Origin of the sequence: Parerythrobacter lutipelagi (assembly GCF_005434975.1) — a bacterium.
Taxonomy (GTDB): domain Bacteria; phylum Pseudomonadota; class Alphaproteobacteria; order Sphingomonadales; family Sphingomonadaceae; genus Parerythrobacter_A; species Parerythrobacter_A lutipelagi.
Map to the genome: position 1 here is coordinate 1,356,847 of NZ_SKCJ01000002.1, position 25,337 is coordinate 1,382,183.

The following is a 25,337-nucleotide window of genomic DNA, read 5'->3' on the forward strand; positions in this document are numbered from 1 at the left end:
TGCGTACCATTGCAACGGCGAGGCGCCGGATAATGTTCCTCTCGCATTTCCGGATGAAATCGATATGGACGAACGGGCACGGTCATGCCGAACGAAAGCTGTAGAATGGCATTCGCCACCTCATGGAAGGCGCTAGCATCTGAATAGGCCTTACCCAGAAGCCCAGGAATACAGAAGTATGGGTCCGCCGAGAGGCGTGAGGCACAGGCACCGGCCCGCTTCATTGCTCTTCACAGTCTCCGCAGCGATAGCCGCCCTAATGCAAGTGTCTGCCCGCTTTATGAAGAATTCGCGGCCATCTCTCGTCTCAGTCTTCATGATGTTGAAGATCGGGTAGCAGCGATAAGTAACTGCTTTTTCAATAGTCCGTGTGCGGGACAATCATCGAACGCTCCTATCGATCTGATCGAAAACCATCCTCTGGCCAGTTCCAGACGGCCATTTTCTCAAGGCTCATATCCGCCATCGTGTAGGCGATCCCGCCGACACCAAGGCCGGAGCGGCGCAGGCCTGCAAAGGGCATCCAGTCCACGCGGAATGCCGTATGGTCGTTCACCATCACAGCCGATCCAGCCAGAGAGCCGATGCTATGATTGGCGATTGACAGCCGATCGGTGAATACAGCGGCCTGAAAGGCGTAAGGCAGGGCATTGGCCTGCTCGATAGCCAGGTCGATATCGTCATAGCCATACACGCAGATCACGGGGCCGAAGATTTCTTGCCGGGACACATTGGCACTTTCGGGAGGATCGAGAATGACGGTCGGAGAGAAAAGAGTGTCACTCAGACGGCTTCCCCCGCACACCAGGGTGCCGCCTGCTGCGATGGCATCATCGACCCAGCGTTCGACGCGGTCGACTTCCTCCGTCCGGATCAAGGGGCCGCATTGGGTTTCAGCAACGGCGGGATCGCCCACGACGAGCTTTTCGGCAGCTCGCCCTAGGTCATTGGCGAAGTCTTTCAATTCTGCAGCAGGGACGAATACGCGCTGTACGGAAACGCAGACCTGACCCGAATGATAGAACCCGCCTTTGAGCAACGAGGCGATCACTGCTGCGCGCTCCACGCCGCTGTCCACGATTACCGGCGCCGCACCGCCGTGCTCGAGAGCAATGCGGGTTCCCGGCGCCAGCTTCGAGCGAAGCATCCAGCCGATTTTCGCAGAACCGATGAATGAGAAGAACGCCGTGCGCGAATCGGTTACCATTCTTTCGGCGATGTCGTTGCCGCAAGGTGCGAACCGGCACCAGGCCTCAGGCAGGCCGGCTTCATGGAGAATGCTCACGAAGCTCTGGCATGACAGAGGTGTTTCCAGCGCAGGCTTGATAAGAACGGGGCACCCGGCTGCTACCGCCGGTCCAACCTGATGGACGATCAGGTTGAGGGGGTGATTGAATGCCGAGATCGCCACGACAGGACCGATCGGCTCGCGGAATGTATACGCCGTCCTACCCGCACCCGCTTCTGTCAGGTCCATGGGGATCTCGTGGCCCCCGCCATCGCTCAGCGCCTGAACGCACAAGTCGACGCTATTGATCGCGCGACCGGCTTCCACCCGCGCATCGACCAGGGGCTTGCCGCCCTCCCTGACGATCTGGAGAGCCAGTTCTTCGGCTCGTTCGCGCATGATATCCGCCGTTCGCCGGAGGATGGCGATACGCTCATGCACAGCAAGCCAGCAACTGCGTTCGCGGTGGAGCAACTGCGCTTCATTCAGCCATTCATCGATTTGAGCCCAGTCGACAAGCGCCACTTCTGCAATCGGCGAGCGGTCGAAGGGATTGTGAACGATCGTTTTCATAGCTCGCACACCTTCGCGCCGAGTTCGTCGATCAGCACTTTCTTGTTTTCGGAATAGTCGACGGGCAGGTCGACAAGGTGCACGCCGCCAGCCTCGAATGCGGCGTTCAGGACCGAAACCAGATCCGCGCTTCGCTCGACACGGTGGCCGGTCGCTCCATAGCTCTTGGCATAAGTGACAAAGTCGGGATTGGAAAAGGTCAGGCCGTAGTCCGGAAAGCCGAGCTGGCCCTGCTTCCACCGGATCATGCCGTATGCCGCGTCGTTCAGGATGAGCACGACGAGGTTCAGGCCAAGCCTGACGGCCGTTTCCAGTTCCTGCGAGTTCATCATGAACCCGCCATCGCCGCACACCGCGAGAACCCTGCGCCCGGGCGTGAGAATCGCCGCCATCATGGCGGATGGAAGGCCCGCGCCCATCGTCGCCAATGCATTGTCGAGCAGAATGGTGCCAGGCTCATGAGCGATGTAGTTTCTAGCGAACCAGATCTTGTAGATGCCGTTGTCGAGCGCGACGATATCATCGCGTGCCATTACGCTGCGAACGTCGGCAACGACGCGTTGGGGAACCATTGGAAAACGGTCGTCGTCGCTGGTTTCGGAAATGTGCGAAGCAATCTCGTGATGCAGGGCGGTGTAGTAGCTGCGATCACACTGCAAGTTGCCATCCAAACGGTTTCCCAGCCGCTCGACCGAACCGGCAATGTCACCGATGACTTCCAGCTGCGGGAAATAGACCTGATCGACTTCGGCCGCCTTGTAATTGATATGAATGACAGTCTGACCGTCCGGCTCCATGAAGAATGGCGGCTTCTCCACCACGTCGTGACCGATATTGACGATCAGATCGGCCTTCTCGATCGCGCAGTGAACATAATCGTCCGAAGATAGGGCCGCGGTGCCCAGATAGAGTTCGCTATCTTCGTCGACCACGCCCTTGCCCATCTGGGTGTCGAAAAAGGGAAAACCGGTATCGGACACGAATTTCCGCAGCGCCTTCGAAGCGCGGCGGCGGTTTGCTCCGGCTCCGATTAGCAGCAGTGGCCGCTCAGCCGCGATGATCCGCTCGGCCGCTTCGTCGAGCGCCGCATCTCCGGCGACCGCATAACGCCTTTGATGCGGCGGTATGACCGGTTCGATCGTTTCCTCTTCAGCAATATCTTCCGGAAGCTCGAGCAGCACAGCGCCCGGTCTTTCTTCCTGAGCAAGTCGGAAACCTTCGCGAACGAGCGAGGGGATGCGATTGCCGTTCACGATCTGGGTCGAAGCCTTGCATAGCGGAGTAAACAGCGAAACAACGTCGACAATTTGGAACTGCGCCTGTTTCGATGTCTTTATCGGTTTCTGCCCGGTGATGATGATGAGCGGAAAGGCCCCGAGCGCGGCATAGGCCGCCGGAGTTGTCAGGTTCGTCGCACCAGGCCCGAGAGTTGCGAGGCAAACCCCCGCCTTGCCGGTCAGACGGCCATAGGTCGCCGCCATAAAGCCCGCACCTTGCTCATGGCGCGTCAATACCAATTCGATTGAGGACGTGCGCAGGGATTCCAGCAGGTCGAGGTTTTCTTCGCCGGGAACGGCAAAGATGTATTCCACCTTTTCAGCCTCTAATGCAGCGATAAACAAGTCAGAGGCTTTCATTTTCGATATTCCCTTTTCAGAAGCATGAATGCCCTACGGCAATGCTTTCTCACTACAACCGCAAAGAGAGTCACAGACGCAAGGAGCCTCGCCTCATTCGCACCATGCCGTTCAGCGAATGTTCTGAAATGCGCGTAGCCGCAAAAAGTATCCTAAAAACATGACCTTTGGATTTGGCAAGAAGGTAGGGACTCCGTTTCTTGACATTCCCACCGCCGCAGTATGAGTCCGCGATCCACCTCGTGTGCCCCCACGCGAAACCGGTGCAATTTGCGACATCGGCGAAAATGTTTTGCTTGCCCATCAAGGCATGGCGGAGACAGATATTTTCCCGCGCTGGGATCACGTGCCGATGACATTCGGATGCCTGAATGGCTGGGCCAGTGATCGGCGGGACAGTTGACCTCTCTGCATTGACATGATCGATGAGTACCGGGCCCAGACCTGATTTCTATCGTCCAGAGAATCAGAGATATCTGCCGATCATCCAAGGAACCAATATGTACCGAAGTCTTGGTCTTTCGATCGCCGTCGCAGTCTTCGCGAGCGATCTCATTTCAAAATGGCTTATTGTGAATGTGGTCATGGACCCTGCCCGCGTGATAGATGTTTTTCCATTCTTCAATCTGGTGCTCGGATATAATCGCGGTGTTACATTCGGCCTCCTGAGTTCCGGCAATCCAATCGCGCCCTATTTGCTGTCCGGGTTCGCGCTTCTTGTCGTGGGCGTTCTGGCCAGATGGCTCTGGCGCAGTACCGTACGCCTCGAATCCGCCGCGATAGGTTCGATCATTGGCGGTGCATTGGGTAACGTTGCCGACCGACTGGCGGACGGAGCGGTCACCGATTTTCTCGACTTCTATGTCGGCGGCTATCACTGGCCGGCGTTCAATCTCGCGGATGTCGGAATAGTCCTTGGAGTGGCATTGTTTCTCGTTACCTGGTGGTCCGGAGAAACGCAGCGCGACGATGGCACCGCGCCGAAAGTGTAGATTCTGCGCTTTTGCCAAGGCAATCTTCAGGCGGATTTTCTAGCAAGCCCGCCGATGATGCCGCAGTCGGTGGCAGTGCCCCCATCGCAGGCCCGTGCCAGGCCGATCAGTTCCTGTCTCATCGCCTGCAGCTGTTCGATCTGCTCTTCCACCCGGCGCAAATGATTTCGTGCCAAAGTCGCAGCGTCCTTGCAATCCCGGTTTGGTGCGTCCGACACTTCGAGCAGCGAGCGAACTTCGGACACCGAAAAGCCCAAACCCCGAGCCCGCCGGATGAATGCGAGCCGTTCGACATCGGCGTCTGCGTAAATCCTTCGTCCCGACTGGGAGCGCGGAGCGGGCTTCAGAAGACCGATCTCTTCATAATAGCGAACGGTGTTGACTTTGGTCCCGGTCGCGCGGGCAATTTTTCCTATCTGCATTCTTTAATCCTCGATGATGGCCATCGCAGGGTGTGTGTCTCCGCGACGCAATCGCACATCGGCCGTCAGACTTTCTGCGAAAGGTGCGCAGAAAGTCCTTGATCCTCCAGTAACTGGAGATTGTAAAGCTCAAAAATCATGAGTTTAGATGATTCGGAAGACTGTGGTTGCACCGGCGACCCCGAGAGGGCGGTTGACGATCCGCAATACCGCCGCGCGCTTTGGATCGTGATTATCCTCAATGTCGGTTTCGGCATGATCGAGCTGGCCGCCGGGTTTTTAGCCGCGAGCCAGGCGCTCAAAGCCGACGCGCTGGATTTCCTTGGCGATGGCTCGATCACCTTCATCGGACTGCTTGCGCTCGGATGGACGGCATCGACGCGTGCTCGGGTGGCGCTCGCGCAAGGTTTGTTTCTGGCGGCGCTTGGTGTGAGTGTGATCGGCGCGGCGATCTGGCGCATGTTCGATATGGTGCAGCCGGAAGCCGGCATCATGGGCTGGGTGGGTTTTGTCGCCCTGCTTATCAACCTTGCCGCCGTTTTTGTGCTCGCTCGCTTTCGCAAAGGAGGCGATGCTCAAGCGCGCGCGATATGGCTATTTTCACGCAACGATGCCCTGGCCAATGTCGCGGTCATCGTCGCAGCCGGTTTGGTTTATTGGTTGGGAAGCGCATGGCCTGATATCATCGTGGCCGCTGCGATTGCGTTTTTGTTCCTCCATTCGGCTCTCGAAATTATCCGCCATGCGCGCAGCGATATGAAAACGCAGCAGATTGCATGATGAAATATTTGGCGCGCCTGTCCGGCATTTGCCTGGCCCTTCTGTTGTCGTTCGGCAGCGCGCAAGCGTTGGCGGCAGAACCCAACACGATCTGGCGCCTGCTCGATTACATGGCGGTAGATTATGCAGCTGCCGTCGAGGACGGCGAAGTCGTCAACGAAGTCGAATATGAGGAAATGGTCGAATTCGCCGGTACGGTACGATCGGGTATTGCGGAATTGCCTGAACGCCCCGGTCGCGTTCGGCTAGAGGCAAACGCGAAGCAACTTGAAGCCGATATCCTCTCGATGGCCCCCGTTGATCAAGTTGCCACGGCAGCCAGAAAGCTCGCTGCGGATCTCCTAGCCATCTATCCGATCACGCTCTCGCCTTCGAGGGCGCCCGATCTTGAGCGCGGAAGACTGCTGTACCAGGAGACTTGTGCCAGTTGCCACGGGGTGTCAGGAAACGGTCGCGGGCCGGCGTCTGCGGGCCTTGATCCACCGCCGATCGCATTTACCGACGTCGATCGCGCGCGTCAGCGCAGCATTATGGGTCTCTATCAGGTTATCGACCAAGGGATCGATGGCACCGCCATGCCCGGTTTCTCGCAGCTCTCCTCCGACGATCGTTGGGCCCTGGCCTTCTATTCGGGATCCGTCGCCTTTGAGGCGGTCGACGAAGGGGCGCGTCTATGGAAGTCAGATTCCGAACTACGCAAACGCTTTCCCGATCTTGCCGCTCTCACGAAGATCACGCCGGACGAACTGGCAGGAGAGATCGGGCAAGTGCGCGCGGACGCGCTCATGGCCTATCTTCGGGCCAACCCGTCGGCGATCGCCGATGCAGCGGGGCCTCTTGGCATCACACGTACCCGGCTCGCAGAAGCTGAACGCGCCCACGCGAACGGGAATATTTCCCGGGCCAAGGAGCTCGCACTGTCGGCATATTTGGACGGGTTCGAACCCGTCGAACCGATATTGGCGACACGCAATCCGGATCTTCTGGTGCGTATCGAGAGCGGGATGATGGACTTGCGTGCAGCCATCGACGCAGATCTGCCGACCTCTGCGATAAGCGAACGGATCCGGGCCATCGAGGGTTTGCTCGTACAGGCTGAAAATGTCCTTGCGCCGGAATCTGCGACGGGCTGGTCAACCTTCGTGGCATCTTTCGCGATCCTCCTCCGCGAGGGTCTGGAGGCATTGCTGATCGTGATCGCCATGATCGCTTTCGTGAGGAAGGCGGGACAGGATCGGGCATTGCGATTTGTTCATGGCGGGTGGACCGGTGCGCTGGTGGCAGGCGCGCTTACTTGGCTTGCGGCGACCTATCTTCTCGACATCAGCGGTGCCGGCCGGGAATCGATCGAGGCATTCGGTTCGCTGATTGCAGCGCTGGTCCTTCTGTCGGTTGGCGTCTGGATGCACGGAAAATCACAGGCAGACAATTGGCAGCGCTATATCCGCGACAAGCTTGGCAAGGCGCTTTCGCGCGGATCGCTCTGGTTCCTGTTCGGGATCGTATTCCTTGTCGTCTATAGAGAGGTCTTCGAAACCATCCTCTTTTACGCTGCGCTGTCCGCTCAGGGAAGTACGGGCTATCTGCTGGCGGGCGCTGCCACGGCCGGTTTGCTCCTTGTCGTCATCGCCTGGCTGCTGCTGCGCTACAGCCGGACGCTGCCGATCGGAAAGTTCTTTGCCTACAGTTCGGTGCTCATCGCCCTGCTTGCGATTGTCCTGATTGGCAAAGGGATCGCGGGCTTGCAGGAAGCGGGTGTGATCGGAATTGCGCCGATAGCCGGCGGTCCGCGACTAAGTATGCTTGGAGTTTATCCGACGTTCCAAGTGATTGGCGCTCAACTTGCAATGGCATCCGTACTTTTACTTGGTTTCTGGATTAATCACACCCGAGCATCAAACAATGACCGGTCACGCGATGCAGTGTGATATTATATCTTTCTATTACGGCGTTTGTGTCGACCCAGGTCGGTACATGAATAGCGCATTTGTTCGTTCTTATGCATTGAGCTGCGCGACGGCTTCGGAATTCGAAGAGAATATCGACTTGTGCCATGTGATTGGTCCTGCTAGCGGGGCCAAAGTGTCATGACCCTCCGTATGCCCCTTCTTGCCTTGAAGCCGTTTTTCGCCATGCTGATTCTCTTCGGCCTGGTGTTCAGCGTAAGCGTGGACGCGGCGGTATGCGGGCCTGAAATTGGCGAACTTACAAGTGTCGAAGCTGCAAGTAGCGAGACTGGTCAAGACTTGCCGGACAGCCCGAATGAGCAGCATGGCATCTGCGCCCACGGCCATTGCCATCATGGAGTCCAATTTGCAGGCAATGCGGATATCGGGGCCGGTGAGCGTTCATCCGGTGCACAGCATTTCTTCGAACCCGTCGGCCTGACTGCAGTCCAGCAAGCGATTTTGACGCCCCCTCCTCGAATCTGACGTCCAGTATTGCCGCCGCAATGTCGGCGCGCATTCGGCATGTCAGTAGAGGAAAAATCAATTCATGTTTGCCATTATTTGGCGAGGCGCCCTTTTTGCAGGGCTGAGCCTCGCAGTACTGCCCGGTGCGGTGCGTGCACAAGAACGCGCGGTGTTGACGCTCGACGAAGCTCTCGCGCGTGCGGGTGTGGACGAAAGCGCGCAGGTGCAATCAGACAATCCGCGTTTGATCGGGCCGCAGGCCGAAACGGACGCGGCACGCGCGCTTATCGATCAGGCACGGCTTCGGCCAAATCCTGAGCTTGCCTTTGAAGCGGAGAACATCGCAGGAAGCGGTGCCTTTTCAGGGCTGCAAGCAACCGAATATACGCTGTCTTTGAGTCAGCGCCTCGAGCTAGGCGGCAAGCGGGGCGCACGCATTCGCTCGGCCGAGGCCGAGGCGCGCGTGGCAATGCTTTCTGGAGAATTGTCGGTCGCTGAGCTGAGTCGCATGGTGCGCGAACGCTACATCGAGGCGGTCGCTTCAGCTGCGCGACTGGAACTTGCCCGCGACGTAGTCGAACGCAATCGCGAACTCGCGCGTATAGCTGGCCTGCTTGTCGAAGTTGGCCGCGAGCCGCCGCTGCGCTCGCTTCGTGCAGAAGCGGCCCTTGCTGAAGCCGAGGCGGAGTTTGAAGCCGCGCGAGCTTCAGAGATAGCGGCGCGGAGCGCGTTGGTGGCGCTCTGGGGTGAAACGTCCCCTCCCCCGGACGTGCCATCGGCGTTTCCCGGGATCGAACCTCCTGCGATGCTTCTTGCATCGCCTTCTGCTTTGCGTCTCCAAGTCGCGCGTGCCGAACGCGAGGCGGCGGACGCTGCGATCGACAGGGAGCGCTCTTTGGGTGTTCCCGATCCGGCCATCTCCGCCGGTGTCAGGCGGTTCGAGGAAAGCAGGGATCAGGCCTTCCTAGTGGGCGTCTCGATTCCCCTTCCTTTCCGCAATCGCAATCAGGGTAACATCGCCGCTGCCGAGGCCCGCTTCCGCGCGGCCTCCGCACGCGAGGCTGTCGCCCGCGCGGATTTCGAACTCGAAGTAACCCAGGCGCGCGGCCGCTTTCTCGCCGCCGAGGCTCGTGTAGAGACTCTGTCCCAAACCTCCCTGCCTCAAGCGGAAGAAGCCTTGCGCCTCGTCCGGATTGGGTATCGCAACGGCAGGTTCCCGCTGATCGAGGTTCTGGCTGCGGCCGAAGCCCGCGATGCAATCCGAGAAGCCTTGATCCAAGCCCAGGAAGATCGCGGTCGCCTGGCGGCGCAGTTGATCTGGCTTGGCGCCCAATGAGGAAAATACCCATGAACCGTAAGCGTTTGGCCGTACTGATCGGCCTGATCATTCTTGTTTTTGCGGCTGCTGTAATGCTGTGGCCGGACAACGGCGCAGAACCGCACAGCGAAGAGGAAACCGAAGAAAGCGATCTCCCGGAAGGACTGGTCCTACTCGGCGAAGAGCAGATTCGAAGCTCCGAAATCATGGTCGAGACCGTTGGTGAGGGCTCGGCGGTAGAGCTAGTGTTCCCAGCCACAATCGCCGCTAGCCCCACAGGCAGCGCGCGGATCGATGCGCGAGCGGCGGGCGTGGTGCGGAGCGTTCAAAAAACGCTGGGTGATTACGTCCGGCAGGGTGAAACCATTGCGCGTATCGAAAGTGCGGAAGCGGCAGCTTTGGCATCGCAATTGAGCGCGGCGCGCGCGCGCGTCAACGAATTGTCAGCCGCCTATGAGCGCGAACGCCGGCTTTTCGAAGCCAATGTTACGGCGCGGCAGGATCTCGAAGCGGTGCGCGCCAATCTCCAGGTCGCCCAGTCAGAACTGTCCCGCGCGCAGGCAGCGGTTGCGGCAGCGGGCGTGAGTGGCGACGGTCGGTCTTTGGCGGTTACCAGCCCTCTTGCAGGACGGGTAACGGCGGCGCCTATTGTCCTTGGTTCGTTTGTCGATGCGGGAGAGGAACTCTACCAAATCGTGAATCCTAATGCGATGCAGATCGAAGTCGCGCTCCCCTCTGCAGAAGCGAGCCGTATTCAGCCAGGCGATGAAGCCACGCTGGAACTTGCAGAAAACCGCGAGATCGGAGCGCGGGTCCGCTCCGTCACGCCATCGCTCGATCCTGAGAGCCGCAGCGCGACGGCAGTCCTTTCGCTCACGCGGTCCATCCCCGGTCTTCAACCAGGTGCCTTCCTGCAAGCGCGCATCCGACCTTCGGGCGAGGTCGACACGGGCCGCATGTCGGTGCCCGAAAGCGCGGTGCAGTCACTCGACGGCCAGGAAGTGGTTTTCGTGCGCACGCGCCGCGGCTTCCAGACCCGTCCGGTGGTGACCGGCGCACGTTCCGCAGGCCGCGTGGTGATCGAATCCGGTCTCGAAGCGAACTGGCGGATCGCAACCGAGAATGCCTTCCTGCTCAAAGCCGAACTCGAAAAAGAGGAAGCCGAACATGGACACTGATCGCATGCAGGAAACGGAGCACTCGCACCGCCACGGCCTGATCGGCATGATCCTCGACATGGCCGTGCGTTTTCGCTGGGCCATGGTCGTTTTGACGATCGGTGTCGCCATCTATGGCGTGATGAACCTTCTTCGGCTTCCCATTGACGCCGTACCCGACATTACGAACGTTCAGGTGCAGATCAATACCGAAGCGCCCGCCCTTTCCCCCTCCCAGGTCGAAACGCAGGTAACCTATCCGGTGGAAACCGGTCTCGCCGGGATCGATGGTCTGGAAATGACCCGTTCGATTTCGCGCAACGGGTTCAGCCAGGTTACTGCAATCTTCGAAGAAGGTACTGACATCTATTTCGCGCGGCAGCAGGTCAATGAGCGCCTGACGCCGATCACCGCTTCGCTGCCCGAAGGAGCAGAACCGGTAATGGGACCTATCTCGACCGGTCTGGGCGAAGTGCTCATGTATACGATCGAGTTCGAGCATCCGGGGGGCAAGGAAGCACCGAAGGGCAATGCGGTCGGTTGGCAGTCCGACGGAAGCTTCGTTACCGAACGCGGTGACAGGCTGGATAGCGATGTCGCTAAGGCTGCTTATCTGCGTACCATTCAGGACTGGGTGGTCGCTCCACTCATGCGGTCGGTCGATGGCGTCGCCGGTGTCGATTCCATCGGGGGTTTCCGAAAGCAATATCTCGTACAGCCCGATCCTGCTCGCATGACAGGCTACGGGCTTTCATTCGATGAGGTGATCGATGCGCTGGAAGCCGCCAACCTTGCCGAAGGCGCGAATTTCGTCGAGCGATCAGGAGAAGCCCTGCTGGCTCGTGTCGATGCACGGCTCGGCAGTGTCCAGGACATCGAGCAAGCAGTCATATCTACACGTGGAGGCGTTCCCATTCGCGTGGGAGATGTCGCAACGGTCAGCATTGGCGGTGATCTCAGAACCGGGGCTGCATCGCTGAATGGCGACGAGGCTGTGGTTGGTACCGTCCTCATGCGGGCAGGAGAAAACAGCCGCACTGTTTCAGCCCAGGCCGCTGAGAGGCTTGACGAAGTCCGCGCCTCCCTGCCACAAGGTGTGGTAGCCGAAATCGTCTACAATCGTTCGTCTCTCGTCGATGCAACGATCGCGACCGTCGAGAAGAATCTCGTCGAGGGTGCGCTGCTGGTCATAGCCATCCTGTTCCTTTTGCTCGGCAACATACGGGCCGCAATTATCGCCGCTCTGGTTATCCCTTTTTCGATGCTGATGGCATCGATCGGCATGAACCGGCTCGGAGTGTCAGGCAATCTGATGAGTCTGGGCGCGCTTGACTTCGGTCTGATCGTCGATGGGGCCGTGATTATCGTCGAGAATAGTGTGGCACGTCTTGCGGCCAGACAGGAGCATGAGGGCCGGCTCCTGACACTTGGCGAACGGCTGACGGAAACGCGGCTTGCCGCGCAGGAGATGATCAAGCCGACTGTCTATGGTCAGGCGATTATCCTTCTGGTGTTCGCACCGTTGCTGACCTTCACCGGAGTCGAGGGCAAGACGTTCTCGCCGATGGCCATCACGGTCATGCTGGCGCTCGCGTCGGCATTCGTACTCTCGCTGACTTTCGTCCCGGCGATGATCGCGATCCTGCTGAACAAAAAACTGACGGAGAAGGAAGTCAAACCGATCCGGATCGCCAAGGAACGCTATGGGCCTCTTGTCCGCAAAGCCATCGCCCGCCCTTGGCCGGTGATCGGGGCCGGTGCCGGCATTTTTGCCGTTGCTGCTCTGGTGTTCAGTTTCCTTGGCAGCGAGTTTACACCGCAGCTCGACGAGCGCGATATCGCGGTGCAATCATTGCGAATCCCTTCCACATCTCTCGAGCGGTCTCTGGCGATGCAGCGGCGAGTAGAAGATCGATTGGAGGAATTTCCGCAAGTGCAGCTGGTATTCTCACGTACCGGTACTGCGGAAGTGGCCAGCGACCCGATGCCGCCCAACGCCTCCGATGCGTATGTGATCCTGAAGCCGCGCGATGAATGGCCTGACCCGGATCTTTCGAAAGATGATCTGGTGGCAGAAATGGAGAGTGCTCTGGGAGGCCTGGTTGGCAATCTCTATGAGTTCAGCCAACCAATCGAACTTCGCTTCAACGAACTGATCGCTGGCGTGCGCGGCGATGTCGCGGTCAAGATCTACGGCGACGACCTGACCGCCATGACCTCGGCAGCGAACGAGGTCGCCGGGATTTTGCGCGAGGTCGAGGGAGCTGCGGATGTTAAAGTCCAGCAGGTCACCGGTTTCCCAACGCTTGATATTGCCTTCGATCGTCCAACGATCGCTCGATATGGGCTGAAGGTCGAAGACGTCGCTCAATCCGTCGCAATTGCTTTGGGCGGGCGGCCTGCCGGGCTGGTCTTTGAAGGCGATCGAAGGTTCGAGGTCGTCGTTCGGCTTTCGGATGCGACACGCGATGATTTCGATCAGCTTGGTGCATTGCCGGTGCTGCTTCCGAACGGAGCGACCATACCGCTGCGCTCGGTCGCCGAATTCCGGGTTGTGGATGGCCTTGCCGAAGTCCGCCGTGAACAGGGACGCAGGCTGGTGATCGTTTCCTCCAACGTGCGCGAGCGCGATCTTGGCTCCTTCGTTGAGGAAGCGAGGGCGAATGTCGAGGCGCAGGTCGAATTGCCCGCTGCAGCCTTCATCGAGTGGGGCGGCCAGTACCAGAACCTTCAGGCTGCGCAGGAACGGTTGCAGATCGTTATCCCGATCGCTTTCGCGGTTATTCTCCTGTTGCTCTATATGGCAGTCGGAGGCTGGGTTCCCGCTCTGGCTGTTTTCAGCGCGATCCCGCTCGCCCTCGCTGGCGGCATCTTCTCGCTGGCTCTGCGCGGAATGCCGTTTTCGGTTTCGGCGGCAGTCGGGTTCATCGCCCTCTCGGGCGTGGCGACCCTCAACGGTCTCGTGATGGTGACTGCAATACGCCAGCGTCTGGACAAGGGGATGGCGCTCGATGAGGCCATCGTGGAAGGCGGACTGGCGCGCTTGCGTCCAGTATTGATGACGGCTCTGGTCGCGTCGCTCGGGTTTGTCCCCATGGCGATCGCGACCGGCACTGGAGCGGAGGTTCAACGGCCTCTGGCAACGGTGGTCATTGGCGGTCTGATCACCGCCACTGCGCTCACCTTGTTCGTCCTTCCCGCGATCCTGAAGCTCGTCTTCGCCACCAGAAAGGATGACCGGACGTGGCGTCAACGCTGGTGGGACCGCCTGCGCCGCAACGTCACTCCCGAGGAACGGCAAGAGCTGCAAGAGGTTACGTGAATGGAGAGCATCAATGATTAGTAGCCAGCTCAGTGTGACTCTTGCCGGCGCCCTGATACTTTCAAGTGTTCCAGCATCGGCGCAGGATCAGAGCACGCTTGTTCCGATCGCCGGTGTCTGGAGCCTTGGTGAAACGCGGTCTTGTGATAGCGGACCGGCCTGGGTGTTTTTCGCAGATGGCTATTATGCCGAAGTGCAGCTTCCGGACGGTGGCCCCGCCGCCGTCGGAATTTGGCGAGACGAGGGCGATGCCATCGCTTACACCCACGCGCACATGCCATTTGAAGGTCATGAACGGCCGATGCGGGTTCGTCATCTTACCATCGAAGAGCGCACCGCCGAAAAACTGACAACCCGCAATTATCGCGGTGTCACGCGCACGTTTCACCGCTGTCCAGCGAATTCGCTGAAAGTGCCGGCAGGTCAGGACGCACATTGACGCTTTCGTTACGCAATATGCGGGCTTCGCTAGTCCCTATTCGGGTTTCGCGAACCTGCAAGCTTACGGGTCTGCGGCACCGGGAGCGGTCAATTTCCAATGGGAAGCAATAGGCAATGACGCGAACCATCGAACTCGAAGTCTCACCGCTCCTTCCCGACATCCCGAGCGAAACCGATCATTGCATCGCGCGCTTGCAGTCTTTGCTCAGCTCGCGGATCGGCGTGCACGAGGTCACGATATTGCCCGGCGAGAAAGATGCATCCGCCCGACTAGCGATATCATACGATGCCGATCGCCTGACTGTCGCCCGCATCAAGGAGTTGGCCCATGTGGCCGGAGCGGAAATCTCCGAACGCTACGGACACGTTGTCTGGCAAGCCGATGGCATCAATTCCACCCGCCGTGCCCAAACGGTCGCGGACCTGCTGGCGAGCAAACCCGGTATCCTCGAAGCAAATGCTGATGCGAGCGGGAGGTTCATCGCCGAATACGACCGTCAGCTAACCGATGAGCCTAGGATTGCGGGCGAGCTCAAGAACCTCGGCGTGTCGGTTCTGGCGGGCGATGTCGTCAGGAACGCCGAGCACTCTTCCAAAGACCATAGTCACGATGATGAAGATCATGCCGGACACAGTCATGGCGGAATCTTCGGCGCGAACACCGAACTCTATTTCTCGCTCGCCTCGGGCGCATTTCTCGCGACCGGGTTCGGGATTGAGAAACTATGGTCTGGGCATCCCGGATGGCTGCCATTCGCGTGCTATCTCGCAGCGTATTTCTTTGGCGGATTCTTTACCGTCCGAGAGGCGTGGGACAATCTGCGCCTCCGCCGGTTCGAAATCGACAGCCTCATGCTTGTCGCTGCTGCGGGCGCCGCCTTTCTTGGGGAATGGGCCGAAGGCGCGCTTCTGCTGTTCCTGTTCAGTTTCGGCCACGCGCTCGAACACTACGCGATGGGCCGCGCCAAGAGGGCGATCGAGGCGCTCGCCGAGCTCGCGCCGGAAACGGCACGAGTAAAGCGCGGAACTGACGTCGTTGAGGTTCCGGTCGAGAAGCTTGCGATTGGCGACGTGGTCATAGTGCGTCCGAATGAACGCCTTCCGGCCGATGGTTTCATCCTGGACGGCGTCAGTGCCATCAATCAGGCTCCGGTGACCGGTGAAAGCGTGCCGGTCGACAAGAGCGCGGTTTCGAATATCGCTTCTGCGCGCGCCAATCCTGACAATCTTGCGGATGACAATCGCGTCTTTGCAGGGACGATCAACGGATCGGGCGCGCTCGAAGTGGAAGTGACCCGGCGATCGAGCGATACGACGCTCGCCAAGGTCGTCCAAATGGTGAGCGAAGCCGAGGCTCAGCAATCTCCTACCCAGCGTTTCACGCAGCGCTTTGAGCGAATTTTTGTGCCCGCCGTGCTCGCTCTGGCCGGCCTGCTCCTTTTCGCCTGGGTTGTCATCGACGAGCCGTTCCGCGACAGTTTTTACCGGGCGATGGCGGTGCTTGTGGCTGCCAGCCCCTGCGCTTTGGCGATCGCCACCCCGAGCGCGGTCTTGTCCGGAGTAGCCAGAGCAGCACGCAGCGGTATTCTGGTAAAAGGCGGAGCGCCGCTCGAAGATCTTGGTGCGCTAAAGGCCATCGCGTTCGACAAGACGGGTACGCTTACAAAAGGTGAGCCCCGGATTACCGATGTTGTGGCAGCGCCCGGCGTAGCGGAACGAGAGTTGCTTGCGATTGCGTCCGCCGCCGAAAGCCTGAGCGATCATCCTCTGGCACAGGCGATCGTCAAGGATGGCCGCGAGCAGATCGGCGATGAGACACTACCCAAAGCGCGCGATCTTGAAAGCTTCACAGGCAAGGGCATCACCGCAATTGTTGGCGGGGAGCGGGTGTGGATCGGCAAGCTCGAAATGTTTGGCCAAGACGGCGTTCCTTCGCTCAGTGAGGGCCTGTCGGGAGAAATCGAGGCCATGCGCGAGCGTGGGCGGACAACAATGGGCGTTCGTTCGGAAACGCGCGATCTTGGAGCGATCGGTTTGCTCGACACGCCGCGGGCGGCAGCAAAGGCGACGCTCGAAGCGCTGCGCGGCCTCGGGATCACCCGAATGATCATGATCTCGGGCGACGATCAAAGAGTGGCCGATGCGGTTGGAAAGGATGTCGGCCTCGATGAGGCCTGGGGTAATCTCATGCCCGACGACAAGGTCGAGGCCATCCGCAAGCTTGCCGGTCAGGACAAGGTTGCGATGGTCGGAGACGGGGTTAACGATGCTCCTGCCATGGCGAATGCCACTGTCGGGATAGCAATGGGCGCTGCAGGCTCGGACGTTGCATTGGAAACAGCCGATGTCGCCCTTATGGCTGATGATCTTGCCCGGCTGCCTTTCGCCGTCGATCTGAGCCGGCAGACCCGCTCGATCATCCGGCAGAACATGATCGTCAGTCTCGGAATTGTCGCTGTGCTTATTCCGGCGACTATTTTCGGTCTCGGGATAGGCCCCGCTGTCGCGGTTCATGAAGGTTCGACATTGATCGTGGTCGCCAACGCGCTCCGGCTTCTGGCGTATAAAGAGAAGAGCGGTGCAAAGGCGATAATGGAGACGCAAGCATGAGCGGCGATGATAACTTCAATCTGGATACGTCTGACAAGCGCCGCACATTATGGATCGTCTTATGGCTTAACGTTGCGATTGCGGTCGGGTTTTTCGTCATGGGCTACTTTGGCGACTCGAATGCGCTGCTGGCCAACGGACTCGACAATTCGTCGGACGCGCTTGTCTACGCTCTCAGTCTCCTTGCGCTGAGTCGACCGCGCTCCTGGAAGCGAGGCGCAGCGCGCTTTTCTGGCGTCATGCTTTTGATCTTTGCCGGCGGAGTGATTGCTGATGCCGTCAGGCGGTTTGTTGAAGGTTCTGAGCCGGGTGGCATCCTGATGATCGCGATGGCTGCCGTCGCGGGCATAGTGAACCTCTATTGCCTTCGCCTGTTGCAAAAGATGCAGAACAAGGACGTCAACATGCGGGCCGCCACCACATTCAGCTTCAATGACTTCATTTCGAACGGCGGGATTATCATCGCTGGCGTCATCGTTATGATCACAGGCGCGAACTGGCCGGACCTTGTGGTCGGCATCGCTGTGGCTGGCATAGCTCTTTACGGCGGGATCGATATCCTGCGCGACGCGCACAGTGACAAGCACGACGAAGCGGGAACGGTTCATGGCGAAACACGGGAATGAGCCTCGTCCACGAGATATTTGTAACTGAGGATTTGTCGGCGATCCTGACCTTGGCGATGCTGGCAAGCCTCGGCCTGGGTGCTGGCGTTGTCTGGGAAGAAAAGCACGGGCCTACCCCGAACGAAAATGGGTTCGCGGCGGCCGTCCACTCTGGCGCCCTTGCCGCACTTGCGCTTGTTTTGACCGGTCCTGCAGTTGGACAAGCAAGGGGTGACTTCATAGACGCAGCCCTGCTCCCCGCTGGCGGGACTCTCTATCTTCTGGCGGTGCTGATCGGAGGCTGGGCTTCGCATCGCGACTCAGTTGGAACCCTGTCCGACGCCGTGGGAAGACGCGGGCCGAAGATGACCATTGCGCTTCAAGGCGGTATTGCGCTGGGGTTTGGTGGCATCGCTCTGGGTGCAGCAGCAGCCGTGTCTGTCTTCGCCGGTTTCGCAGCAACACTAGGGGTTGGAATCACCTTTTTCCTGGTGGGGCGAAAGACAACAGCCGGATTTCGCGACAGCGCGATGAAACGCATGGATCGTCTGGCGATCCATGTTTTTCTGTCACTCGCCTTTGTTGCCGCAGCGGTAGCCGGGTTTTGGCTTCTCCACGGCATGAGCGAAACAACCGACGCGCGGTTGGCAATTCTACTCGCAGGATACTTTCTTATCTGGTCGGTTCATTTTTTGCTGCAAATCCCGGGCAGACTGGGAGGTTTGAATTTGGCAGCACTCGCGGCCTTCATCTCCGGGCTTGCGATGTTCGGAATGATTGCAGTCGGATTTAACGCCGCGATCGGAGCAATCGATAATTCCGATGCGATCCTTCAGCATCCGGATACCGCCGGCAACGAAATCGTAAATAGCGGAGAGAAGTGATGGCGCACTCGCACGATCATACTGGCCACAGTCACGGCGAGGAAAACCTTAGCGATCGTCAGCTGATCCTCGCGGTCGCGATCAATGTCCTCCTGACCCTTGCCCAGATCGTCGGCGGCATCCTTTCGGGGTCACTGGCGCTTATCGCGGATGCATTGCACAACTTCAGCGATGCGGCCTCTCTTGGTCTTGCATGGTTTGCGCGGCGCATAGGCCGGCGGCCGGCGGACAAGCTGATGACCTTCGGCTACGCCCAGGGAGAAGTCGTCGCCGCGCTCATCAATCTGACGACCTTGCTGATCATCGGATTCTATCTGATCGTTGAGGCGATCAACCGTTTCGCCGCGCCGCAGCCGGTCGAAGGCTGGACCGTGATCTGGGTTGCCGGGATCGCACTTGTCATCGATCTCGTCACCGCATTCATTGTCTATCGCGGCGCGCATGACAGCATTAACATGAAGGCTGCCTTCCTGCATAATGTTTCGGACGCGCTGGCCTCGATCGGTGTGATCGTCGCCGGAGTGCTAATCATTCTATACGATCTCGTCGTCGCCGATCTCATCATCACTCTCATCATCGCGGCCTATGTCATCTGGCAGGGCGCGACGCTCCTACCGCGAACCGTTCGTCTGCTGATGGGAGCAGTGCCGGACGAGGTGGAATTTGATCAGATGGTTGAAAACCTGCGCGCGCTTGGCGGCGTGCAGGATATTCACCACGTCCATGTCTGGAATCTGGGAGAACATCACCGGGCGCTCGAAGCCCATCTCACTCTTGTTGATTACTCCCAAACAGCATTCGAGGGAGTCAAGCGACGCGCGCGGGCGATGCTGGAAAAGGATTTCGGCATCGCACATGCCACTTTCGAGCCCTGCCTCGCTACGGACTGCGATGATGCGCTGATCCCTGCCCACCCGGCACCCAACAACGGGAAAGACACGGCCGGTGATTAAGCTTTCGCTGGCCTGTTCCTGCCCGGCCGTTCGCAGACCCTGAGCCCTCATCGCGCGCCGGTCACGGACGGTATTGCAGTCCGGAACCGATGCACCGCGAGCCGCCCTAACCCGATATGGGCATAAAAGCCTACTACTGCTATTGCGAATACGTCTCAATAGCAGTAGTAGGCTGGTAAATGTCTCGAAAGGATTCTTCACAGGTATCGCGCTACCGCCTCGCTCATAGCAATTGCACTGGCCGCCCCTGCTTACGCCAATGAAAAAGACCCGACCGATGAGCGGCAATCGCAGGACGGGATAGCAAACCCAAGCGAATCGATTATCGTGATTGGCGGTCGCATCGATGCGTATGAAGTGGCCGGTGCGGCGGACCTAATCGATGGCGAGGAACTGAGCGAATTCGAGCATGGTGACGTCAACCGTGTCCTGCGCCAGGTGCCGGGGGTCAACATTCAGGAAGAGGACAGTTTCGGGCTATTCCCGAATATTGGCTTGCGCGGCGCGCCGGTCGAACGGTCGAGCAACATCACCTTGATGGAAGATGGCGTTCTTATTGCCCCTGCCCCCTACGCCGCTCCGGCCGCGTATTACTTCCCTGCGATCGGTCGAATGGATGCAGTCGAAGTGATCAAGGGCGCGGGCTCGGTACGCTATGGTCCTCGCACGATCGGCGGGGCCATCAATTTCCGATCGACTCCGATACCGACCGAGAGCCTTGCTGGCGAAGCCTCCGGACAGCTTGGTTCTCGCGGCTATTATCAAGGTCATGGCTGGATTGGCGCTAGCGCCGGCAATTTCGGGGCGCTGGTGGAAAGCTATCAGCAAGGCAGTGACGGGTTCAAGACGATAGATGGGCTTCCCGGCGCTGAGACCGGTTTTCAACGTCAGGACTATCGCGCCCGCTTCGCCGTCCACACCAGCCCAGATTCGCCGGTCGATGCGCGCCTCGAGTTCGCCTATGGTCGATCAGAACTTGAGGCGAACGAAACCTATTTGGGCCTCGCCGACGCGGATTTCGCGAGCGATCCGTACCGGCGCTATTCGGCCAGCCAACGCGACGTTTTCACGGGCGAGCACGATCAATATCGGCTCACCGGCACCCTCCGGTTGCCCGACGACACGCAGTTCGCGGTTACCCTATATCGCAACGATTTCACACGAAGTTGGTCGAAGCTACAGGACATCGATTTCGATGGTGATGGCAGCTTTGATGCCATCCAACCCGTTTTCGATGCTCCCTCCTCAAACGAGAGAGGCCTCGCAATCCTGCGAGGCGCAGAGTGCGCTGAAGGTGCCCTTCGCATTCGCAACAACAACCGCGTCTATCGGAGCGAAGGCGTCCAGCTTTCGTTCGAAAGACCTTTCGAGACCGGCGAGGTCAGGCACAACCTGGCTGCGTCGCTCCGGTATCACGAGGATGAAGAAGACCGGTTGCAGAATGAGGAATTCTATACGCAAACGGATGGAGATCTCGTTTTCGTCCGGCAGACGGCTCCGGGCGCTCAAGCCAATCGCGAGGCGAAGGCGAAGGCGATCGCTTTCTATCTGGAGAACCGGATCGAGATCGGCGGGCTTACTCTGACACCCGGCATTCGGTACGAAGGCATCGACCTTACTCGACTGGACTATGATCGAGCCGACCCCGCTCGTCTCGATGGACCTGCGCGCATACGCAAGACCAACGTTGACGAATGGCTTCCCGCACTCGGTGCAACCTATGCACTGGGAGACGTGCTGTTGATTGCAGGCGCTTCGCGCGGTTTTTCTCCCCCCGGGCCCGGAAATCCGGAGGCACGAGCCGAGAAAAGCTGGAACTATGAATTTGGTGGGCGTTTTCGGAATGGCGCCATTCAAGCTTCCGCGATTGCGTTTTATTCCGACTATTCCAATCTGCTCGGAAACTGCACACAATCCGTGGGGTGTAGCGTCGGGGATATTGGCGACCAGTTCAATGCTGGGGCCGTCTCCGTAAAGGGGTTGGAGCTGGCAGCTTCGACGGAGCATCAAGTGGGTAGGGAAATTTCAATTCCCTTCTCGGTGGTTTACACGCTCACCGACGCGCAATTCGAAAGCAGTTTCGAGAGTGCGTTCTTCGGTTCCGTGTCCCAGGGCGACGCACTCCCCTACATCGCTCGCCACCAATTCTATGCCGAAACGGGGCTCGCATTTGGACCGGCATCCTTGCTCGTGAGCGCCAATTACACATCGCAAGTACGCACCGAAGCAGGTAGCGGGGATATTTCGCCCGATGAGCGTATTGACGAAAGGATTGTCTTTGATCTCGCCGGCCGGTTTGCGCTGACGGAAGGTCTCTCTTTGTGTGCCAGAGTGGATAATCTGTTCGACAATGCTTATGCTGTAGCGCGTCGGCCTTCGGGTTTGAGACCGGGGGCTCCCCGGCGCTTCGTAGCAGGCGCTAGCGTGCGCTTCTGAGTATCTACGCCGGCCGATGATCGCGCAATCTTGTAGGAGGCGGGAGCGCCAGTGAGCATTTCCGCCCCACTAAATGCAGGTGAGGTCGAGACTCACGCAATCGATTGCGTCGACATTCGACGTGCCGCAGGCCACACACCCGCCAAAATATGAGGACGGCGGACACCTCCCCCAGAATAAATAGGAGTTTTGACATGACCCTCTCCATTGGCTCGACAGCTCCCGATTTCACAGCGGAAACGACCCAAGGCACCATCACCTTCCATGATTGGATGGGCGACAATTGGGCTATCCTGTTTTCTCATCCAAAGGCATTTACCCCGGTTTGTACGACCGAGCTGGGTTACATGGCCGGTCTCGGCGAGGAATTTGCCAAACGCGACACCAAGATTCTCGGCCTGTCGGTCGACAGCAGCCAAGACAATCGCGACTGGCTACCCGATATCGAGGCGGTCAGCGGCAATAAAGTCGATTACCCGGTGGTCGGCGACAGCGACCTGAAGGTGGCCAAACTCTACAATATGTTGCCCGCCGAGGAGACTGGCAGTGCGGAGCAAAGAACCGCAGCCGACAATGCTACCGTTCGCGCCGTCTATATCGTTGGCCCGGACAAAAAAATCCGTGCGATGCTACTCTATCCGATGAGCAGCGGACGCAATTTCGAAGAAGTGCTCCGATTGCTCGATTCAGTCCAGCTCACCGAAAGTAAAGGCGTGGCAACCCCGGTCAATTGGCAGAGTGGGGATGACGTCATCATTCCACCGTCTGTTTCCGATAAAGAAGCGAAAGCGCGCTTCCCGCAAGGTTTCACAACGCTGCGCCCCTATCTGCGCACGGTTAAAATCGACTGACCAGCGCAAGCGGATGTGGTGTATTTGGGCTCGAACTCAACAGGGGAACCCGCATGAAGCTAGACAAAAGCAGTCACGCAACTGCGGCTTCTGCCGCATTACGATTTGGCACCGACGAATTCGTAAGCGCATCCTGCCAGAAACTCGCGGAAATGGAGTTCGTTCAGCTCTCGGCGGGCTGGTAGCCACGGGCGGAATTCTTCGTATTCGCGCGAGACGCCGAACGGTTTCGTAGCGAATATTCCGATTTCAATCAGCCATCGCGGCCAGCGCTCGGGGTGCTTCAGGCCAAGCAGGGCCATCCGGCCACCCGTCGGGAGAGCAGCTGAGGCGCGCTCGATGATCGCGGCGTAGTCAGGTGGCATTTCCAGTCGAAAGGTGCTGATGACTGCGCTGGTCTCGCTCGGAAAGCGGAAGGCGGCTACGTCTGACTGCACAAATTCGACATTGCTAGCTCGCAGGCGCTTCGCTCGTCGACGGGCTTGGTCGAGCATGCCTTGCGAAAGGTCGACCAGCGTCACCTTGCCGCTTGGTCCTACTCTCTCAAGCAGAAACGCGAGGTTTGCGCCGGTGACAGCACATAGATCGATCACATGGTCACCGGCCTTGAGTTCAAGCCGGTTAACCAGATCGCGTCGCCAACGACCAAGACCGGCCCACCGAAACCCCGACACCAATCGGTCATAGATTCCCGCGTTCTTGTCGTAGAGGCGTTCAACCTGTTCATTGGATAGAATTGCCATGGCGCGTGCTAACGAGCCTCGTCCGAAGAGATCGTAAGGATCTCCGCGAGGTCGTCCGGGTAAGGCATTGGCGCGAATGCGCTCACGTTTGCGCGTCCGGTATTCCCCCAGGGGAGCCGTCCGGTGAGATTGCCAGGAGGGGCGAGCGCAAGACGCATGACCTGCCCCAGAATTTCCCGGCCATCGCGGGTTTCAACCGCATAGCCCAGCATCGCCATATGCGAGCGAAGATGCGGCCCGAAGAAGCCTTGGCCCAGAATGTGTTCCCGCTCGAGCGCGGTCCACGCCAAAGCCCGGTTACCAGACTGCCTGGCGGCACGGAAAACGCGCCGCTCAGCTTCGATAAGTTCGACAATGTCCTTCTTCGCCACAGGATTTCACCGTTCTGCTTGCATCTTCGAATCGCCTTATGCACCTTGTAGTGGCTACAAGGTCAAGCATTGCGAGAACTCCATGAAGATTGGTGCCCTGGCGCGGAAGACCGGCACGACCGCCGAAACGATCCGCTACTACGAACGGACCGGATTGCTGGAGGAACCACCACGGACCGCCGGCAACTACCGGGACTATGGCCCGACCGAATTGGCCAGATTGCGGTTTATCCGCCGCGCACGCGACCTTGGCTTCACCATGGCGGAGGTGCGCCAATTGCTTTCTTTGTCGGATGATCCATCGCAATCGTGCGAAGCCGTGGACTCTATTGCCAGCCTCCACCTACGCGAAGTGGATCGGAAGCTTGGTGACTTGCGAAAACTGCGAACCGAACTGCGCCACATGGTCGACGACTGCCAGCACGGAGCGGTTGGCGAATGCCGGATAATCGAAGTGCTTGCCGGCTAGCGGGAAGCGCGCGTTTATTCGAGCGGTGACGGGACGCAAACCATGATCATCTCGAAATTCGGGGCGTGTTCTGACATATCTCGTCGGTGCGTTCGACAACAGAACCGATCCAGTCATCGATCTCGGCTTCGACCCATACCGTGCAACGGGGACCGAGCGAACGCGACTTTGGAAAACGGCCTTCGCGCATCCGCTGATAGATTGCCGTTCGGCGCAGGCCCACGCGCGCCATGACCTCGGGAAGACGAATGAGCCGGTCTGGCGGTGGCTCGACAGGAACGGCTTCCGCGTCCGTTTCGAGACCAGTCGTCATTTCAGAGAGCGAAGCTTTGTTCATCCTGCCGCTCCAGTTGCGCGAGGTGATCCGACAGGAGACCGGCGGTGCGGTGCGCGGTCCCCTTTGCCCAGCGCGGTCTCACATCGAGCAGCCTTTCGCCCAGCGCTTGATCCAAAGCAGACGGCAACTCGCTTATGAAGGTTTCAAGAAATTCCAGCACGCCGCTATTCTGCCAATCCTTGCTACGCCGCGAGTACCCCGCGAGTGCCAGCATCAGGGAGGTGCGCGGCGCGTGTCCGCTCGCGTCAAGGATGGCCAGCGCCTCTGGCAGTGTGGCTGACCTTGTCCCGGCGAGGATGCGTCGGAGCGCGTCCTTGTTGATATTCGTCTGTGCGGCAATCGTCCGCCGGGACTTGCCACTTTCGTCCACGGCATGGTCGAGGAAAGCGGCGACTCCTCGCGATAGTTCTTCCCATTTGTCGTTTGTGTTTCGCGCCATTGTTCCTGCTTCCGGTGATCTTCAGCGAATCACCAACAGGCTAGGCGACGCGTCAAACTGTAGGAAAGGAAAAAGAACAAATAAGGAACACGTAGGAAACTGGCTCATCGTCACACGATTTGATTCGCGCAGATTCCGGTCCCTCGATCTCAGACTTCGGTATGGGTGGCGCAATGATCGGTATTCTTGGCCGCAATGTCTGCACCGGTCGCGCAAAGCCTGGTCAGATTGCCCAGAATCGACGATTTCTCTTGGTCGGAATGCCGCGTGCGGCAGTTTCCGTTTTCCTACACCCCGCCTTCCAATCGAGGAAAGAACATACAGCGAACGCATCGCTGCCAATGTTCGAAACGGA

The 25,337-nt window shown here is 58.9% G+C and carries 22 protein-coding genes; 15 read left to right on the forward strand and 7 right to left on the reverse strand.

The features are described from left to right. Positions 1-394: 394 nt before the first annotated feature. Together E0502_RS14835 and E0502_RS14840 are read right to left on the reverse strand one after the other, a co-directional pair. A complete protein-coding gene (locus tag E0502_RS14835) occupies positions 395-1,801 on the reverse strand; it encodes an aldehyde dehydrogenase family protein (RefSeq protein WP_137678720.1) in 1,407 nt (468 codons plus the stop codon). Further along, entirely contained in the window at positions 1,798-3,438 is a 1,641-nt protein-coding gene (locus E0502_RS14840; protein WP_011413840.1) for an acetolactate synthase large subunit, read from the reverse strand. The genes E0502_RS14835 and E0502_RS14840 overlap by 4 nt, the downstream gene beginning before the upstream one ends. A 500-nt stretch (positions 3,439-3,938) precedes the next feature. On the opposite strand from E0502_RS14840, the gene lspA reads away from it, so the two are divergent. Beyond that, complete coding sequence (gene lspA / locus E0502_RS14845; protein ID WP_010412703.1) at positions 3,939-4,430, forward strand: signal peptidase II; 492 nt, start codon at positions 3,939-3,941, stop codon at positions 4,428-4,430. A 26-nt stretch (positions 4,431-4,456) separates the two neighbouring features. On the opposite strand, the gene E0502_RS14850 is transcribed toward lspA, so the two are convergent. After that, complete coding sequence (locus tag E0502_RS14850) at positions 4,457-4,852, reverse strand: MerR family transcriptional regulator (RefSeq protein ID WP_010412699.1); 396 nt, start codon at positions 4,850-4,852, stop codon at positions 4,457-4,459. A 138-nt stretch (positions 4,853-4,990) separates the two neighbouring features. Here E0502_RS14850 and E0502_RS14855 point away from each other — a divergent pair, with 138 nt between their 5' ends. From E0502_RS14855 to E0502_RS14915, 13 genes are all read left to right on the forward strand, one after another. Beyond that, entirely contained in the window at positions 4,991-5,632 is a 642-nt protein-coding gene (locus tag E0502_RS14855) for a cation efflux transmembrane domain-containing protein (protein ID WP_011413839.1), read from the forward strand. Beyond that, positions 5,629-7,560 carry a cytochrome c/FTR1 family iron permease gene (locus E0502_RS14860; RefSeq protein WP_094063313.1) on the forward strand — a complete coding sequence of 644 codons (1,932 nt, stop codon included), beginning with the start codon at positions 5,629-5,631 and terminating at the stop codon, positions 7,558-7,560. Before E0502_RS14855 ends, E0502_RS14860 begins: the two co-directional genes overlap by 4 nt. Before the next feature lie 159 nt (positions 7,561-7,719). Continuing rightward, on the forward strand, positions 7,720-8,064 hold the full coding sequence (locus tag E0502_RS14865) for a hypothetical protein (protein ID WP_137678721.1): 345 nt from the start codon (positions 7,720-7,722) through the stop codon (positions 8,062-8,064). A 130-nt stretch (positions 8,065-8,194) separates the two neighbouring features. Beyond that, the gene (locus E0502_RS14870) at positions 8,195-9,382 is read left to right on the forward strand and encodes a TolC family protein (RefSeq protein ID WP_240049145.1); all 1,188 of its coding nucleotides are present in this window, start codon (positions 8,195-8,197) and stop codon (positions 9,380-9,382) included. A gap of 11 nt (positions 9,383-9,393) precedes the next feature. Then, positions 9,394-10,542, forward strand: a complete 1,149-nt coding sequence (locus E0502_RS14875; RefSeq protein ID WP_011413836.1) for an efflux RND transporter periplasmic adaptor subunit — start codon at positions 9,394-9,396, stop codon at positions 10,540-10,542. Between the two features lie 37 nt (positions 10,543-10,579). Then, a complete protein-coding gene (locus E0502_RS14880) occupies positions 10,580-13,843 on the forward strand; it encodes an efflux RND transporter permease subunit (RefSeq protein ID WP_137678839.1) in 3,264 nt (1,087 codons plus the stop codon). A gap of 13 nt (positions 13,844-13,856) precedes the next feature. Beyond that, the gene (locus E0502_RS15360; RefSeq protein ID WP_225982092.1) at positions 13,857-14,282 is read left to right on the forward strand and encodes a hypothetical protein; all 426 of its coding nucleotides are present in this window, start codon (positions 13,857-13,859) and stop codon (positions 14,280-14,282) included. A 116-nt stretch (positions 14,283-14,398) separates the two neighbouring features. Next, positions 14,399-16,894: a heavy metal translocating P-type ATPase gene (locus E0502_RS14890; RefSeq protein WP_137678722.1), complete on the forward strand. Its 2,496-nt coding sequence runs from the start codon at positions 14,399-14,401 to the stop codon at positions 16,892-16,894. Continuing rightward, positions 16,891-17,520, forward strand: coding sequence for a cation efflux transmembrane domain-containing protein (locus E0502_RS14895; RefSeq protein ID WP_090479109.1), 630 nt, complete (start codon positions 16,891-16,893; stop codon positions 17,518-17,520). The genes E0502_RS14890 and E0502_RS14895 overlap by 4 nt, the downstream gene beginning before the upstream one ends. Positions 17,521-17,576: 56 nt before the next feature. Then, on the forward strand, positions 17,577-18,383 hold the full coding sequence (locus E0502_RS14900) for a hypothetical protein (protein ID WP_240049146.1): 807 nt from the start codon (positions 17,577-17,579) through the stop codon (positions 18,381-18,383). Beyond that, positions 18,383-19,336, forward strand: coding sequence for a cation diffusion facilitator family transporter (locus tag E0502_RS14905; protein ID WP_090479115.1), 954 nt, complete (start codon positions 18,383-18,385; stop codon positions 19,334-19,336). The genes E0502_RS14900 and E0502_RS14905 overlap by 1 nt, the downstream gene beginning before the upstream one ends. Before the next feature lie 327 nt (positions 19,337-19,663). Further along, entirely contained in the window at positions 19,664-21,772 is a 2,109-nt protein-coding gene (locus E0502_RS14910; RefSeq protein ID WP_240049147.1) for a TonB-dependent receptor family protein, read from the forward strand. A 194-nt stretch (positions 21,773-21,966) separates the two neighbouring features. Further along, on the forward strand, positions 21,967-22,623 hold the full coding sequence (locus E0502_RS14915; protein ID WP_010412650.1) for a peroxiredoxin: 657 nt from the start codon (positions 21,967-21,969) through the stop codon (positions 22,621-22,623). A 98-nt stretch (positions 22,624-22,721) separates the two neighbouring features. On the opposite strand, the gene E0502_RS14920 is transcribed toward E0502_RS14915, so the two are convergent. Both E0502_RS14920 and E0502_RS14925 read right to left on the reverse strand, forming a co-directional pair. Next, positions 22,722-23,366, reverse strand: coding sequence for a class I SAM-dependent methyltransferase (locus E0502_RS14920; protein ID WP_010412648.1), 645 nt, complete (start codon positions 23,364-23,366; stop codon positions 22,722-22,724). An 8-nt stretch (positions 23,367-23,374) separates the two neighbouring features. Continuing rightward, positions 23,375-23,737, reverse strand: a complete 363-nt coding sequence (locus E0502_RS14925) for a DUF3703 domain-containing protein (RefSeq protein WP_137678724.1) — start codon at positions 23,735-23,737, stop codon at positions 23,375-23,377. 82 nt (positions 23,738-23,819) lie between these two features. Here E0502_RS14925 and E0502_RS14930 point away from each other — a divergent pair, with 82 nt between their 5' ends. Then, complete coding sequence (locus E0502_RS14930) at positions 23,820-24,206, forward strand: MerR family transcriptional regulator (RefSeq protein ID WP_137678725.1); 387 nt, start codon at positions 23,820-23,822, stop codon at positions 24,204-24,206. 46 nt (positions 24,207-24,252) lie between these two features. Here E0502_RS14930 and E0502_RS14935 read toward each other — a convergent pair whose 3' ends face one another. Both E0502_RS14935 and E0502_RS14940 read right to left on the reverse strand, forming a co-directional pair. After that, the gene (locus tag E0502_RS14935; RefSeq protein WP_137678726.1) at positions 24,253-24,519 is read right to left on the reverse strand and encodes an AlpA family transcriptional regulator; all 267 of its coding nucleotides are present in this window, start codon (positions 24,517-24,519) and stop codon (positions 24,253-24,255) included. 1 nt (position 24,520) lies between these two features. After that, positions 24,521-24,982, reverse strand: coding sequence for a hypothetical protein (locus tag E0502_RS14940; protein WP_137678727.1), 462 nt, complete (start codon positions 24,980-24,982; stop codon positions 24,521-24,523). Positions 24,983-25,337 lie beyond the last annotated feature (355 nt).